The following is a 16325-nucleotide window of genomic DNA, read 5'->3' as shown; positions in this document are numbered from 1 at the left end:
GCAGAGAAGGTTAAATCTGACCGACTCCTGACGAGCCGGTCATGTTGCGCCGCCGGGTCTGGCAGCGTATCAGCATTTACAGCGTGTCGTTAAATCCGGAGAGGGAAGCGTTACTGCTGGTGTGTTCCGGCAGCTCACCGTCACCCAGAATTTCATGCTGGGAGGCCTGAGAGTGCGGATGCAGTCCGGCAGGCGGTGAGAAAGGCTCAGCCTGCTGCGCCATTGCCATAACAGGCAATGCCAGAATCAGTGAAATCATTAAGCGTCGCATAATTATCTTCGTTTTTCGTTTTGGCCGGAAAAGGCCTGAAATGCAGATGAATGTTCCAGCCCCATCACGGATGCACGATGATTCCGGTATGACAGGGTTTCGGAAGAGGATTTTACGCCAGAACGGCGAGTTAGTTTATAGAATCGTGCGGTTTGTCACAGTTTACCGCACAAAATATGCATTAACGGGGCCGGGAATCACTCGCCCTGCCCTGCTGGCTACGCCTGCATCACCGGAATTGAAAATACGCCGCTCAGCCAGTCAGGCTTGCAATGTGCAAAGTCGAGACGCAGCAGGTCTTTGCCAGGACGCCGCGCTACACCCAGTGCTGGCAGATGTTGATAATAAATATCCTCAATAAAACGCGTCAGTTGTTCCGGTCTGCCGCTCCAGCGAATCGACGCATAGAGGCCCGCCGCTTCACTCCAACTGCTGGTGTGGTCACTCAGCAGATCGGCATATTGCGGCTCCAGCGCCTGAAACAGGCTGATATTCTGCTGGTCAGCCGAACTCTGGCCGGGGCCATACTGAAAGCCTAACCAGCCCTGCGCAACATGGCTGCCAGCAAGCGCGACCAGTTGCCGCGCCTGATCAGCCACCTGGTGATCGCGATCGGCAAAATAATCACCGAACTTACACTCCCACTCCTGCGTCTCTCCTCGCAGATGCAGCTCTTCCTCGCGTTCCACCAGCGTTGCGCGCTCTGCCAGCGACCGCACCAGAATGCGGCCATGGAAGTTTTTGACCGGCAAATGGGGAATACGCCGAAACGCGCCCGGCGTCAGCGCAAAGTGGCCTTTGAATACCCGGGTAAAGTTTTGCTGGTTATCAAAACCAAAACGCACGGCGATATCGATCAGCGTCATGCGTGTCAGACGTAGCGCCATAGCCGCCATCGTCAGACGCCGTTTGCGGGTATACGCCGCCAGCGTCTGTCCGGTCATCTCCTTGAACATGCGCTGCATGTGCCATTTCGAATAACCTGATTTCAGCGTAATTTGATCGATATTGAGATCGTCAGTGAGATGGGCTTCAATCCACTCGACCAGATCGTTGATGTGCTTTTTTTTAATGGCCTGACTGAGCATGATGGCGATTTACGACGCGGGTTAAGACTGGGATTATCGTCACAAAAGGATAACAAATATGGCGAATCAGTGTAAGGAAAGGGTAAGCCGTGCACGTCCGTTCGGGGCAATTCCGCATTAATTGCTTAGGTTACTAACTAAAAAAGGCTGACTGCCGTCAGCCTTTTGATTCCTGATAAAAACTGCGCCTGATAACGGTGAGGCGGAGTCTGCGACAATTAATGACTACGCATACCCGCTGCCGTCATCATCATGCGGAACAGCGAGGCGACCACGCCCAGCGCCAGTACGCTGGCGGCATAGATAAACACCAGCCACATTACCCGTTTCCACCACGGCGCTTTCGTCTCTTCACTGTGATTGTGGTCTTTCATGCTGCTGAGGCTTTTCATATCAATGATATCCTTCATCTGCTTTGATTTTTCCACGGAACACGTAGTAGCTCCAGAAGGTGTAACCCAGAATCATCGGGATAATCAGCAGGCTACCCACCAGCATAAAGGCCTGGCTCTGCGGTGGCGATGCGGCATCCCAGATGGTTACGGATGGCGGAATAATGTTGGGCCACACACTGATGCCCAGACCGGAGAAGCCCAGGAAGACCAGCGCCAGCGTCAGCAGGAACGGTGAATAGTGCGCCTCACGCTTAATGGCGCGCACAATGCCCCATGAACAGAGCAGCACCAGCACCGGAACCGGCAGGAACAGGAACAGGTTTGGCTTGCTGAACCAGCGATGTGCGATGTCCTGATGCGTAAACGGCGTCCACAGGCTGACAATACCAATAATCACTAACAGCGCGATGACCAGTGGCGTCGCCAGCGCGGACATCTTACGGTGCAGCTCATTCTCGGTCTTCATAATAAGCCAGGTGCAGCCCAGCAGCGCATAGGCCACCACCAGACCCACGCCGCAGAACAGCGGGAACGGTGCCAGCCAGTCCAGTGCGGAACCGGCGAAACGGCGTCCCTCAACCGGAATGCCATCCAGAAACGCGCCGACTGCGACGCCCTGACTGAAGGTCGCTAAAACAGACCCGGCAATAAAGGATTTGTCCCAGAATGCCCGATGACCTTCAACCGCCTTGAAGCGGAATTCAAAGGCGACACCCCGAAAAATCAGGCCAATCAGCATGGCGGTCAGCGGAATCGACAGCGCATCGGTAATTACCGCGTAAGCCAGCGGGAATGCCCCGAACAGGCCCGCGCCTCCCAGAACCAGCCAGGTTTCATTACCATCCCAGACGGGTGCGACGGTGTTAACCATCATGTCGCGCTCGCCGGCATCTTTATTGAACGGGAACAGCAGACCAATACCCAGGTCAAAACCATCCATCACGATATACATCAGGGTTGCGAAGACGATAATCACAAACCAGATAACGGAATAATCGATCATCTTAGTGGTCTCCATCCTTAAAGGTGGCAGCGGAAAGCGGACGCGCTGGCGTTTTCTTCTGACCCGGTCCACCTTCTTCGGTGATATGACCTTCGCCGACAACCGGTCCCTGCTTAATCAGGCGCATCATGTAGTGGTATCCCACACCGAACACCGAGCTGTAGACCAGAATAAAGGCCAGCAGGCTGATGCTCATATGCATATCGCCATGTGCCGAGACCGCATCAATGGTGCGCTGCACGCCATACACCACCCACGGCTGACGACCGATTTCAGTGGTAAACCAGCCCGCCAGAATCGCAATCAGACCCGATGGCCCCATTAACAGAGCAAACCACAGGAAAGGACGCGACTCGTAAAGACGGCCTTTGAAACGCAGCCACAGGCTGACCACGCCCAGCGTAATCATCAGCAGCCCCAGCGCCACCATCACGCGGAATGACCAGAAAATCACTGTAGAATTAGGGCGGTCCTCTTTCGGGAACGACTTCAGCGCCGGAACCTGTTTATCCAGACTGTGCGTCAGAATCAGGCTGCCAAGGTAAGGAACTTCCAGCGCATATTTGGTGCGCTCCTGTTCCATATCGGGAATACCAAACAGGATCAGCGGCGTGGCCTCACCCGGTGGGTTTTCCCAGTGTCCTTCAATCGCCGCGATTTTGGCTGGCTGATGCTCAAGGGTGTTCAGACCGTGTGCATCCCCAATCATCGCCTGAATCGGCGCAACGATCAGCGCCATCCACAACGCCATGGAGAACATCTTACGGATAGCAGGATTGTTATTCCCTTTCAGCAAATGCCAGGCCGCTGACGATCCCACAAAAAAGGCACTCGCCAGGAACGCCGCCACTGACATATGGAAAAGGCGATAAGGGAAAGAGGGATTGAAGACGATTTTCAACCAGTCCTGCGGCACCACAATGCCATTCTCGATGATGAAGCCCTGAGGCGTCTGCATCCAGCTGTTGGAGGCAAGAATCCAGAAGGTCGAAATCAGTGTTCCCAGAGCAACCATGCAGGTGGCGAAGAAGTGCAGACCCGGCCCCACGCGATTCCAGCCAAACAGCATCACGCCCAGGAAGCCTGCTTCCAGGAAGAACGCCGTCAGCACTTCATAAGTCAGCAGCGGGCCGGTGATACTCCCGGCAAACGCAGAGAAGCCGCTCCAGTTCGTCCCGAACTGGTAAGCCATGACCAGCCCTGATACCACACCCATACCGAAGTTAACGGCAAAGATTTTCGACCAGAAGTGGTAGAGATCGCGATAGGTTTGATCGCGTGTTTTAAGCCACATACCTTCAAGTACTGCCAGGAAGCTGGCGAGACCGATGGTGATGGCGGGAAAGATAATATGGAAGGATACAGTAAATGCGAACTGAATCCTGGCCAGATGAAAGGCATCTAATCCGAACATTGCTTACCTCTTTGCCACATAGAACACCATGTATTTACTTATAATTAACAACTTAAGCCTGATGCGCTGACTTCTCTGCGCTTATTGAAATTCCCGCCGCAAATTTAGAGCTATTTGCGACGAGGAAAAAGAAACAGTGGGGTTAATGAAAACTATAACAGTCTTTATTGATTTTGGTCATTGTTTTTGGCGGGAAATTTTTATTTAAAAATAAGGCCGAAAGGTTAATCAGAGGGTGCTTATGTGTCGTTAATGTTACGTATTTTCTCACTTTAAAAGTCGAACGCGCGAAAGCAATGCCTGCACGTAAAGTATCGTCAACGGCCTGTTTTCAGGCACTTTTTTGCTATAAAAATCGGAGTTATTTAAGGTTATAAGTGAGAAGCAAAGATCTAAATACCATTATATTTTAAGAGGTTAAACCCTTAAACCCACATCTCTGCCGGTTTGTTTTCTTTTTTGTTTAATGCTTACTAATCCTGAGGTGAGTATGGATAAAATAAAGTAGAAAACACGAAGTTAAACACACATTAAGATGTTAAATAAATGAGTCAAAAAACGCCTCACTATTAACAGCGCTCAACACACTCTCCTATATTGCGACCCGAAGATTGATAAAACGACTTAATAATCAGCAACAGGACGAAAAGCCTGAAGGATCTATTTCCATTGCTATCGCATGGCTGCGGCATCAGAGAGGCAGTAAACAAAAGTGGGCTCAGAAATTTTCAGGTAAAAATATCGATGCCGTCACATTCTGACGGCTGAGACGGGGTAGCTTTACTCTGCTGCAGATTTTTCGCGCTGCGCCAGAATCCGGCCCAGGTTTAGTTCCAGCCAGTCTGCCAGGCCCACAACCTGCTCACCGACTTCACGTCCAAGCGGGGTCAGGCGATATTCCACGTGCGGAGGCACCACGTCGTAAGCAATTCGCTGCACGAAGCCATCTTCTTCCAGGTAACGCAGATTCTGAGCCAGCATTCGCTCACTGACGCCCCCGACCGTGCGGCGCAATTCACTGAAGCGCAGCGTTTGATCCTGAAGGGCCAGCAGAATCAATACACTCCAGCGACTGGTCACGCGTTTCAGCACATCACGCGACGGACAATTAACGTTAAGTAATTCACCGCGACTAAATTTTTCACTCAATTTATCAGACATTTAATCAGCACACCTTAACTAACATTTCTGTAAGTACTTACTAAAAATTAGTTTATATCTTAGTCTGGATTTCAACAACAGCCACAGGAGTCATAGCATGATTGCAATAACAGGTGCCACCGGCCAGCTGGGCCGTTTCGTTATCGAAGCTTTACTGAAAAAAGTGCCGGCAGAAGAGATCGTCGCTGCTGTCCGTACACCCGCCAAAGCGGCCGATCTTGCGGCGCAGGGCATCACGGTCCGACAGGCCGACTACAGTCAGCCAGAAACGCTCAGGGCCGCTTTTGCAGGCGTCGATAAACTGCTACTCATCTCCGGCAGTGAGGTGGGTCAGCGTGAAGCGCAGCATAAAGCCGTTATTGAAGCGGCACAGGCGGCGGGCGTAGGCTTCATCGCCTATACCAGCCTGCTGCATGCGGACACCTCACCACTGGGCTTAGGCGTTGAACATCGCGCCACAGAAGCGCTGCTGAAAGCCTCCGGCATCCCCTTCGCCCTGCTGCGTAATGGCTGGTACACCGAAAACTATGCCGCCAGCATTCCACCTGCGCTGGCGCATCATGCATTTATCGGCGCGGCGGGTGAAGGTCGCATCGCGTCTGCAGCCCGTCAGGATTACGCTGAAGCGGCGGCTGAAGTCATGTCCCGTGAGGATCAGGCGGGCAAAGTGTATGAACTGGCAGGCGACGACAGCTACACGCTGGCGCAGTTTGCTGCAGAGATTGCCGCGCAGAGTGGTGAGAAGGTTGATTACGTCAATCTGTCTCAGGCTGATTTTGCCGCCGCGCTTAAGGGTGCTGGCCTGCCAGAGGGTCTGGCGGAGATGCTGGCAGACTCGGATGCCGGTGCAGAGAAAGGCGGTTTGTACAATGACTCCCGCCAGCTGAGCAAACTGATTGGTCGCCCGACCACGCCCTGGCAGACAGTCGTTCGCGCGGCGCTGGCGAACACCTGATTCTGCTGTCAACGAGCGGGCAACCAGGCCCGCTTAGTTCCCTGCTCCTTTCTGCGCGGCGTTCCGTTACGTATGCCATTTTCTGCACCCTTTTCGGCCCGGCTATCTTTTACAAAATGTGAATAAACGCCAGTTTTCTTCAGTTTGAATTTTTTTATCCATTCCGTTAAGAGATTCATCTGAAATGTATTTTTTGTGAACACTGCTATATTTGGTTGAATTGTCTGGGATTTATCAAAAAACCTAGATTAATAGACAATTTTTATTACGTTCATAGATATTCTGCATTGTTGTTCCGCTGAATGAGAGGTCTATAATTTGTCTTTTGTGCAACCACGACCGCTCAGGAGGCCGTTATTAATACCCATCGCCAGCAACAAAATGCACTTGAAGAGGTTCGTGCCGGGGCGGAAGTTGAGTATCAATACGATCCCCATGAACTGAAACTGGAACGCATGCAGGATTCTGAGCCCGAGCCGGAGTTGATTGAAGGCTTACCGGCTCCGGATGCACTCACCCCTGCCGATCGTTATCTGGAACTGTTTGAACATGTCCAGATGTCGCGGATTTTCGAGGATAGCAAAACCTTCCCCGACTGTTCGCCTAAGTACGATCCGCTGGATGTGCTGATGCGCTATCGTCGACAGAAACGCAGCAGTGATTTCGACCTGTCGCGTTTTGTCGCCGATCATTTTTATCTGCCTGGCGTAAACGAAAGCTTTTATGTCTCTAACCCGGATAAAACCCTCAACGAGCATATTGATGACCTGTGGCCGGTTCTGACCAAAATGCCGCAACAGCATATGCCGCACTCATCACTGCTGCCGTTGCCGAAACCTTATGTCGTGCCAGGGGGACGCTTTGGCGAAACGTATTACTGGGACTCCTACTTCACCATGCTCGGCCTGGCAGAATCAGGCCGCGATGATCTGCTCCGTCACATGGCGGACAACTTTGCCTGGCTGATCGATAACTACGGTCATGTGCCAAACGGCAATCGTACCTACTATCTCAGCCGTTCTCAGCCGCCCGTGTTTGCACTGATGGTAGAGCTGTTCGAAGAAGATGGCGTGCGCGGTGCGAAACGCTATCAGGAACAGCTGATGAAGGAGTATCAGTTCTGGATGGATGGCGCGGGCTCACTGATGCCGAACCAGGCTTATCGTCACGTGGTGCGGATGCCAAACGGCTCCCTGCTTAACCGCTACTGGGATGATCGCGATACGCCGCGTGATGAGTCGTGGATGGAAGATGTCGAAACTGCCCGCGAATCTAAACGTCCGGCCAGCGAAGTCTATCGTGATCTGCGTGCTGGCGCGGAGTCAGGGTGGGATTACTCATCTCGCTGGCTGCGAAATCCTAAACGCCTGTCGAGCATCCGAACGACTCAGTTTATCCCCATCGATCTGAACGCATTCCTGTACAAGCTGGAGCTGATGATCGCGACCCTGTCGCACGCCAAAGGTGAAGAGCTGACGGCGCTGGCGTGGCAGAAAAAGGCGGAAGCGCGTAAACGTGCGATTACCCGTTATCTGTGGGACAGCACCGCCGGTGTGTTCCGCGACTATGACTGGCGTCGTGAGCGTTTCGGTGCCTTTACCGTAGCTTCAGTGGTTCCGCTGTTTGTGGGCCTGGCGACGCCGCATCAGGCGCATCTGCAGGCGATCTCGTTGCGTCATCTGCTGCTGAGCAACGGCGGTCTGCTGACCTCAATGGTCGAAAGCGGGGAGCAGTGGGATCGGCCTAACGGCTGGGCACCCATGCAGTGGATGGCAATTGTTGGCCTGAATAACTATGGCGAAGAGACGCTGGCAACAGAAGTGGCTGTGAACTGGCTGAATACGGTCAATAACTTCTATCAGTTGCATCACAAGCTGGTAGAGAAATATGACATCAGCGGTGAGCGTGCGCGTCCTGGCGGCGGCGGTGAATATCCGTTACAGGATGGCTTTGGCTGGACTAACGGCGTGACGCGTAAGCTGATGACGATGTATGGACATTTAATGGCTGACTGAATATCACCAGCCTGAAAAGCACTAACGCAAAAAGCCGGGAATCCCCGGCTTTTTCATGCGCGCTATTCAGCACTACTTCTTCGCTTCCACGCCCGGCTGTGACGCACGCTGCAGAAACTGCTGAGTGATCTCTGGCAGGTTCTGCAGCAGCCACTCAGCCATCGCCACTTCCTGGTCACGGATCTCGTTAAGTATGCGTACGCCCTGCGTATCACCTACCTGCTCTGCCGCGGCAATCAGGCTGGTGTAGCTGGCGATCTCAGCATTCTCGAAGACATAACCACTGATAGCGCCCTTCACGACTTCATCCGAATTGAACATACCGCCAACAGCCTGACCGGCCGCCGCCATTTTGCCCATCGCATCTTTCATCACAGAGTGATCGATACCGTGAGTGTCGAGCAGCTGCTCCAGCAGTGTCAGCTGATGTTTAGTCTCTTCCAGATGCTGCGCCAGACGCTGTTCCAGCGCCGGATAGTGCTCAAGACGGCCAGCCATCTTGCTCAGCATACTTTCAGCCTGCTTTTCCATGGCATGCGCATCGCGCAGCCAGTCATGATAATGTTCTATAGCAGTCATGTATTACTCCTTAAGAGACGGTAATAGACTCGGCTACCTGGGTGAGTTTCTCATCCGTTTGCTTCTCTTCGTTCAGAGTAGCTTCCAGTAGCTCTGCCGCTTTGGTGTAACCCAGCTTCAGTGCCAGCGCATGCAGAGTGCCGTAGGTCGCGATCTCATAGTGCTCAACTTTCTGTGCAGCACCAATCAGCCCCTGATCGCGAATCTCACCTTTTTCAACCGAGTCGATAATTTCCTGTGCTTCTTCAACCAGACCTTCAAGCGCATGACATTTCATTCTTTTAATTTTGACTTCAGGTGTCACTTCCACCAGCTCGTCGAGTCGTTCAATCTGCGCACGGGTCTCTTCCAGATGCTGATTAAACGCAGCGATAAGATTTTCGTCACTGGCTGCACGCGCCATTTTAGGTAATGCACGGGTTATCTGTTTCTCAGCGCTGTAAACATCGGATAGGTCATGGATGAACAGGTCGTTTAACGTTTTCACTGTCATAAGATAGCCTCATTGTTTAAAACGCTGCGTCGGTAATAACGCAACGCCAGTCATATCGTTGACACCTGAAAAGTCTAGTGGAGATTTTTAATATCGCACGCTGCGTCAGTATGAATTTAAGACAAAAGTGGCATGTAAAATGCATTTTCCTTTTTACAGCAGACATTTAGCTGGGGAATGTTTTTATGTTTGCGGCTTCGCTAGCTGCATCGTAATTTGTACAAAGTAATAAAACACTGTATACATTTTTTCAGATTAACTGCATAAAAAAAGAACCAGTCAAAACTTAGTTGTACACGGTTTTATTAAATCGTATAGCTTTAACCTATCGGAAATAAAAAACCGGAAGAGTAAACTCTTCCGGTTCAATTAACAGCTCCCGCTATTGCCAATGATGGAGCAATGACATAATTCAGGGAGTAATTATCTTCGCGAGGAACTAAACAGATTCAAAATGCCCGGCTAACAGAGTAACCCTGCCGTCACAGCAGTGTTAAAGACTTTCAGCTCCGGCGGCTAACCTTACCTCCTTTGCGCCCCGCTTCAATGGCACGTTCAGGATCGTTCTTAAAGTTACCGCCGCTTTTCTGGCCTCCTTTGCGTCCTGCTTCAGCAGCACGCTCTTTGTCGGCCGCAAAATTCCCGGCCCCACCGCGATATTGAGTCATATGCGTCCTCTTTGAATATTAAAAATTGGAATTTGCACAGTTAACACTTCATCAGGCCGATTCAGCAACATAAATGTAGTCAGAAAAACGGACCAATCAAGTGAGATAAATAAAAAACCCGTCACAGTTCTGGTTTATTGCTCGTAATACCCTCAACCGGATTGATAGCGGATTTCAACCAATGCTCCTTTCTATTGATAAAAGAGCCGCGGCATGAAAAAGCTTTATAACTAAAATCGCCGCGCCCTATTAATCGATCATTTTCAAAAAATGTCCAATTGAAAAAAATATAAGCGAAGCGGTAAGTGGATAGTTTAATCAATATCAGGTAGTGAATATGATCAACAAACGATCAATTTCACTAAGCGAAGCGATAAATAGGATTTTAACTTCCCCTTCTTATCGTTGTAAATAAGCGAAGCGTAAACCTTGATCACGATAGCTGAAAACAGCCGAAATTGATCATTAAATGATCAATTATCCTGATTTGAATAAATTTTTTAATTTGAAAGAGACTCGGATTTAAGTCGGATATTGCACTTTAACCGAAGCGGTAAGACTTACATATTCTGGCAGTGAAATTGAATTTTCAGAATAGTACTAAAAGTGATTTTTGCAGCGATACGCGGAAATTGCACACGCAGGCGCAAAACAAAGTACAAAATGTTGTGGGTGAGAGTAGGCAGTAACTGAAGATAAAGTCTTTCAACAGGAGCTGGCAAAGCCTATGCCGGGTTAATCGGAGTCAGAGTGGATCCGGGAAAGCGTGATCAAACGCCACGCCGCGCTTGCCGTTTTTCTTAATGCGGTACATCGCTTCATCAGCGCGCGCAAGGGCAGTATCAAAATCATCTCTTCCCTGTACCTGTGACACCCCGACAGAAGCCCCTATCAGGGCGTGACCATTTGCCATATCAAATGGGGCAAGCACGGCGTCAAGGCAGGCATGGGCCAGTTGTCTGACCTGCGGATGGTCAATCGCAAACGGCAATAACAGTACGAACTCATCACCGCCGAGCCGGCCAATCATCACTTCTGCTGGCGCGAGTTCGGTAAACCGATGGCTTAGCTGGATCAGCACTTCATCACCGCTGCGATGACCCAGGGTGTCGTTGACGTGTTTGAAGTTATCCAGATCGATAAAGATGACACAGAGTGGCCCCTGTGCTTTCAGCTCACAGAAATAGTTCTGCAAAGCATGGCGATTGTTAAGCATCGTCAGGGGATCGTGAAGCGCCAGCAGGGCAAGCTGCTCTTCATATTGCTTCTCTTTGGTCATGTCGATATGCGTGCCAATGACTTTGACAGGCTCGCCATGGGCATTCCACTCACTGACCCGCCCCCGATCCAGCACCCACGTAATACTGCCGTTTTTGGCAATCATGCGGTGAAGTGCTTCGTAGTAAGGCGCTTTCCCGGCGATGTGATCGTTAAAGGCTTGCAAAACCTCATCGGCATCCTCGGGATGCAGACTCTCCTTCCAGGATTCGAAATTGGCGTCGGTCTCTTTCGGCTGGAACCCGAGCATCGCTCCCCAGCGCCGGTTGAAGATCACCAGCTTGCCACTGGGAATATCAAGCTGCCACAGGAACAGTCCGGTACCATCGAGCGCCGCGTTAAGCTTTGTACGGGCGTCATGCGCTATACGCTTCAGACGCGCATTATGCTTTTTCAGGTTCTGTATCTGCAGACGCAGCGCTTCTTCTGACATGACCGTGACGGAGCTGGAAAAAGGGCTATTGTGCCTGTCAGGTTGATTCTGTAAAGGGTGCCTTATAAAACACGATTAGCCCCGGTCAATTGCAGGCTGGACAGGATTTCAGGCGGCAACGCTCTTGCAATGCAGCACAGAGCCGGGACGGCAAAGTGATTTCGACGTGAAATCTATTTGTATTGCTACTGAATTAAGAACTGGAATGAGCGACTATAGACGAAATTCGGATTGTTCGGGGATGTTCCAGGATGTAGCGGGTATATCAAACCAGGAATCTGGGGATTTCTATCCCCTGCTACAAAGTTTAGGTATGATTTTACCGTCTTCAATGCAGCAACCTGACATTGACTAAAACTATCAGTTGTACACCCGAGCATGCCTTCGGATGCCCACAGAAAATACATCCCGTTACGGTGACAGAAAATCATCATCACGGCAGGCAAATTACCGCACATCTGATTTGGTCTGTAAGGTCCACGTCATTCGTGAAAAGCGCGCCGGAGTTTAAACTCCCGGAGTAACGAATAGACTAACGGTCTGCGTGCAGGCCCTAAGCGCTGGCAATTGCTGGCGCCTTTTTATTTTCATCTCTACAAAACTATTTTATCGCCGACAGCCGCTTTTAGCTGCAGGACACTAAAACATAGGCTTGTTGTTTCAACAACAAGCCTATGTTTTAGCTGCTTGAGAGAGAAGTTTACACAGTTGCCATTTAAACTTGGTGATCTGAGAGAAGGGCTGCTTTTGCAGTAGTGGAGCCGCTAAACCTCTTAATACGGATGTCACCAGTTTGATGAGGTTCTTTGTACTAACCAGCCAGTGCGGCATAGCTATCTGCGCTTCATGACGGAAAGAACTTATCCGTCAGGGATGAATGTTTCTCCGTCAGTATTTCTCACTCCTGGAGTAAACATCATGACTGCTACCACTACCAACAACGCTGCAAACAACACCAATACCACTGTTTCCAAAGCTCAATACTTCAACCTCAACATCAAGGATCTGGTTATCTGAGCAACATTCGCAGAATTGAAACCCGCACTGGCAGCTTCCTCAGCGTGGTGATTAATGCGCTGAGCGGCCCTACAGGCAACCCTGCCTATGTGCGCTTTGATGCCACTGTCGCTGGTAAAAAAACAACGCACCTTACAAGCCTCTGCCAGAAAGCAGTAGACGAAGACCAGAAAGTGCTGCTTGGATTTACTCTCAGCAACCTGACGTCTGACATTTTCACGCTCAACAAAGGTGATCATGCAGGCGAACAGCGCGTTAGCTTGAAAGCCAGACTGATTAAGGTCGATTGGATTAAGATTGGTCAGGCGATGGTTTATAAGGTTGAAAAGACTGAGTTTATACCACCTAAAAATCGAGACAATAGAATCGACTATGCTGCTAACTCGTTTTAAACATCAAGCCTCAACTAAGTTGAGGCTTTTTTATTGCGCCAACCATAAAAAAATGCTAATGGTTTTTATAAATAATAGAATCAACTTTTTGAAGCCTCAAGGAGATAGTCATGGAGGATGGTGGGTACTACGCAATTAAAGGCTTTAACTTTCAATTAGATAAGGCAATTAGCGAGATTTTACTAGCAAAATCAGATACGCAAGAGTTTTTTATTGAGAACATCCAAGACATCAATTCTTCTAACATAGTTTATCAAGTTAAGCATAAAGAAACACAAAACTTTAGTTACAGTAAAATTCGAGAACCTGTAATAAAGTTAATTAATGATCACATAGATAATCCTAATTGTGACTTTTCACTGTATTGTTACTTTGCAGATAAAGAACCAAATATTTTAAAACTATCAGATTCTGATCTTGATGAATTATTGAATATTAACTTAACAGTTAAATCGTCTGATAAGTTAAAAAAACTCGCTGGTTTTGTGGCTAATTTCACTCCAAAAATAAGAAGCGATTTTAACAAAAATTTTGAAATAGCATTTGCTCCTAATTATGACTCTCAATATGAATCCTTGATAAAAATATTAATTAAAATAGGTCTAGCAGCTAATGAAGAAGAAGCTCAAATCTATTATTGTTTAATGGCTGAGTATTTAAGAAATCTTGTGATCACTAATTCTGATCCTTCTACACGAAAGTGTAGTCGGGAAGGACTTATTCAAGGAGTAAAATTTGCACGTAAAACGATTTTCCATTCTCTAGCTGACTATCATCAGAAACGAGAAAGAATATTAAAAATATATAAAAAAGAATTGAACCTGCCAACAATTGATAAAGACATCCATGTCTTTTTAGGTCGTGAGTTATCAAAAGATGAAAGCGGACTTTGCAAGTTAATTACCAATGTTATAGAGGGGCACTATAATCGCGCTACGTATGATGTAAAACCCATTACATTTATTTTAGACTTCGAAATCCCTTTGTATTTAAAGAGGCATCTTCTACAACAAAAATTATATTACAATGATGGCTTTGAAAGCGTAGAATTTAATGTTGATTATTTTTCAAAGCAACATTTTTTTACGAGAAAAACGACATCGAGAGGAAAGGTTACTGAATCACTCGACCAAATCTCATTCAAAATGAAGTTAATCACCATGGATAATTATAAGAGCGCAAGCCATTTATTTTTACCTAGAATATCAATTGCATTTGATTGTTCCTCTGCTAATGAACAATTTAAAAAAAATGGAGGCTTAATCACTTCCTATTTTGGGCTATCAACTGAAGAAATAACTCACTTACTCAGGAGGAAATAATGGAGTCTGATAACTTCAAGATTGTTAGTGTCTCATTTGATAAAGTTTCAATTGAGATTTTAGAACCCTCATCATTCGAGGGAGAGTTTAGCATAGGGAGCTATGTAGCAATCCCATGCCGAAGTACGATAAAAAAAGATGCAATTGGTATTATTGATAACTATAAAATAAAAGACATGGGAGGTGGCGATGCCAATTCCTATTCCATAACATCATTTATCCTTGAAGTGAGTCTTATTGGGACACTAACCCATAAGACTGATAGAAAAATATTTCTTCGGGGTGGTCATGGCATCCCTTTACCACCAGTAAATGACATTAGAATACTTGAAAGTGACGACCTCAATATCATTTTTAATACCGGGTTAAATAAAAGCGATAAGTTTGATTTTTCGTCTTTATCCCAAAATACAGAAATAAGAACCCCAGTAAATGGGAATAAATTTTTCAACAAACACTTTGCAATTGTAGGATCTACGGGGTCGGGGAAGTCTCACACAGTTGCGCGAATCATTCAGTCTGCAACAGCTGTTAAATCAACTGACTATAGTGAATTAAACAATTCCCATATAGTTATATTTGATATTCATGGTGAATATCGTTCTGCATTTCCAAATTGCAACTATGTTGATGAAAAAAACATAAAAATACCATATTGGCTTTTGAATGATGAGGAGCTATCTGAACTCTTCATTGAAAGCTCAGAAAACAACTCACACAACCAAGTATCCCAGTTTAGATATGCAGTAACAAAGAATAAAGAACTTCACAACCCAGGGCAAAAGGTTTATTTCGACTCGCCTCACTATTTTGATATAAGAGAAGTGGTCACCTATTTAAAAAACATGACCAATGAACTCATCAGTAAGAAGGATGGAAAAAAACCTGTAGCGAATTCAACCTTAGTAATTAATGAGAGATTGCCATGTTACTTCAATGAGGAGTTTGATTTCGTCAAGGAAAGCAGTCTTGTTAATGGTCCATTCAATGGAGAGTTTGATAGATTAATTATTCGATTAGAAAACATCCTGAATAATGGACGCTTACGATTTTTATTTAATGATGTTAATTATATTGGGCTTGATGAAATATTAAAGCAATTCATCGGTTATATGGATAAAAAATCTAACGTTACAGTAATAAACCTTAGCGGCATTCCATTTGAAGTAATTAGTATAACGGTTTCTTTGATAACCAGAGTGCTATTTGAATTTGGGTATTACACAAAGCGTTGCTTACAAGAGAGCAAGGTTTCAGACGTACCTCTATTATTAGTTTATGAGGAAGCACATAAATATATCCCTAGAAGTGATTTGGGAAAATACAGAGCATCAAAATTCGCCATTGAAAGACTTGCAAAGGAAGGCAGGAAATATGGTGTAACTTTGGCTATTGTGAGTCAAAGGCCATCTGAAGTTTCAGAAACCATATTCTCGCAATGTAACAACTTCATTTCCATGAGATTAACCAACCCAGAAGACCAAAGAACAATAAAGAAATTAATGCCGGACACTGCTGGGAATATGGTTGATAACTTACCAATATTAAAATGTGGAGAGGCTTTGCTCATTGGAGACTCAATAACATTACCCTCTAGGGTTATTATTGATAGCTGTAATCCGGAACCAAGCTCGACTGATATACCATTCTATGACATTTGGTCAGAACAATGGAAGTTAGTGAATTTTGAAAAGATAATTCAGACTTGGAAGCCAAAAGAATAGTGTCACCCCCTCTGTTAAAGAGGGGGGAGTTTTCTATAAGGAAATCTATTTTAACGGTTAGAGTGTTCGCCATCTTATATACATATATATTTTTTTGCATGAACACTCTAACGGTGA

At 47.3% G+C, this 16325-nt stretch carries 14 protein-coding genes and 1 pseudogene; 5 read left to right on the top strand and 10 right to left on the bottom strand.

What is annotated here, in order from left to right:
- Positions 1-76: 76 nt before the first annotated feature.
- The 6 genes from LQK91_RS15980 to LQK91_RS15955 all read right to left on the bottom strand — a co-directional run bounded on the left by LQK91_RS15980 (position 77) and on the right by LQK91_RS15955 (position 5332).
- Positions 77-271: a hypothetical protein gene (locus tag LQK91_RS15980; protein WP_004571233.1), complete on the bottom strand. Its 195-nt coding sequence runs from the start codon at positions 269-271 to the stop codon at positions 77-79.
- 218 nt (positions 272-489) lie between these two features.
- Complete coding sequence (locus LQK91_RS15975) at positions 490-1359, bottom strand: helix-turn-helix domain-containing protein (protein ID WP_105099895.1); 870 nt, start codon at positions 1357-1359, stop codon at positions 490-492.
- Between the two features lie 218 nt (positions 1360-1577).
- Positions 1578-1751, bottom strand: coding sequence for a DUF2474 domain-containing protein (locus LQK91_RS15970; RefSeq protein WP_004571235.1), 174 nt, complete (start codon positions 1749-1751; stop codon positions 1578-1580).
- Position 1752: 1 nt separating this feature from the next.
- Complete coding sequence (gene cydB / locus LQK91_RS15965; protein ID WP_008925697.1) at positions 1753-2757, bottom strand: cytochrome d ubiquinol oxidase subunit II; 1005 nt, start codon at positions 2755-2757, stop codon at positions 1753-1755.
- A 1-nt stretch (position 2758) separates the two neighbouring features.
- Positions 2759-4171 carry a cytochrome ubiquinol oxidase subunit I gene (locus LQK91_RS15960; RefSeq protein WP_008925698.1) on the bottom strand — a complete coding sequence of 471 codons (1413 nt, stop codon included), beginning with the start codon at positions 4169-4171 and terminating at the stop codon, positions 2759-2761.
- Positions 4172-4951: 780 nt separating this feature from the next.
- Complete coding sequence (locus tag LQK91_RS15955) at positions 4952-5332, bottom strand: winged helix-turn-helix transcriptional regulator (RefSeq protein WP_004571237.1); 381 nt, start codon at positions 5330-5332, stop codon at positions 4952-4954.
- A gap of 97 nt (positions 5333-5429) precedes the next feature.
- On the opposite strand from LQK91_RS15955, the gene LQK91_RS15950 reads away from it, so the two are divergent.
- The gene (locus LQK91_RS15950) at positions 5430-6287 is read left to right on the top strand and encodes an SDR family oxidoreductase (protein ID WP_105099896.1); all 858 of its coding nucleotides are present in this window, start codon (positions 5430-5432) and stop codon (positions 6285-6287) included.
- Positions 6288-6643: 356 nt separating this feature from the next.
- The gene (gene treF / locus LQK91_RS15945) at positions 6644-8302 is read left to right on the top strand and encodes an alpha,alpha-trehalase TreF (RefSeq protein ID WP_050540840.1); all 1659 of its coding nucleotides are present in this window, start codon (positions 6644-6646) and stop codon (positions 8300-8302) included.
- 72 nt (positions 8303-8374) lie between these two features.
- On the opposite strand, the gene LQK91_RS15940 is transcribed toward treF, so the two are convergent.
- From LQK91_RS15940 to LQK91_RS15925, 4 genes are all read right to left on the bottom strand, one after another.
- Positions 8375-8881 (bottom strand): ferritin-like domain-containing protein, encoded by a 507-nt coding sequence (locus LQK91_RS15940; RefSeq protein WP_004571240.1) that lies wholly within the window; start codon positions 8879-8881, stop codon positions 8375-8377.
- A 10-nt stretch (positions 8882-8891) separates the two neighbouring features.
- A complete protein-coding gene (locus LQK91_RS15935; protein WP_004571241.1) occupies positions 8892-9374 on the bottom strand; it encodes a ferritin-like domain-containing protein in 483 nt (160 codons plus the stop codon).
- Positions 9375-9877: 503 nt separating this feature from the next.
- The gene (locus LQK91_RS15930; protein ID WP_004571242.1) at positions 9878-10042 is read right to left on the bottom strand and encodes a general stress protein; all 165 of its coding nucleotides are present in this window, start codon (positions 10040-10042) and stop codon (positions 9878-9880) included.
- A 745-nt stretch (positions 10043-10787) separates the two neighbouring features.
- Positions 10788-11753, bottom strand: coding sequence for a sensor domain-containing diguanylate cyclase (locus LQK91_RS15925; RefSeq protein ID WP_078804952.1), 966 nt, complete (start codon positions 11751-11753; stop codon positions 10788-10790).
- A gap of 918 nt (positions 11754-12671) precedes the next feature.
- Between LQK91_RS15925 and LQK91_RS15920 the strand changes: the two are divergent.
- From LQK91_RS15920 to LQK91_RS15910, 3 genes and pseudogenes are all read left to right on the top strand, one after another.
- A pseudogene (locus tag LQK91_RS15920) lies at positions 12672-13162 on the top strand (STY4534 family ICE replication protein).
- A 110-nt stretch (positions 13163-13272) separates the two neighbouring features.
- Positions 13273-14484, top strand: a complete 1212-nt coding sequence (locus LQK91_RS15915) for a hypothetical protein (protein ID WP_105099897.1) — start codon at positions 13273-13275, stop codon at positions 14482-14484.
- Positions 14484-16208 (top strand): ATP-binding protein, encoded by a 1725-nt coding sequence (locus LQK91_RS15910; protein ID WP_105099898.1) that lies wholly within the window; start codon positions 14484-14486, stop codon positions 16206-16208. The genes LQK91_RS15915 and LQK91_RS15910 overlap by 1 nt, the downstream gene beginning before the upstream one ends.
- Positions 16209-16325: the final 117 nt, after the last annotated feature.

This window comes from Pantoea sp. MHSD4, from assembly GCF_021043305.1.
In the GTDB taxonomy this organism is placed as follows: Bacteria; Pseudomonadota; Gammaproteobacteria; order Enterobacterales; family Enterobacteriaceae; genus Pantoea; species Pantoea eucalypti.
Note: the sequence above shows the minus strand (reverse complement) of the source record. Positions and strands in the feature narration are given on the sequence as shown.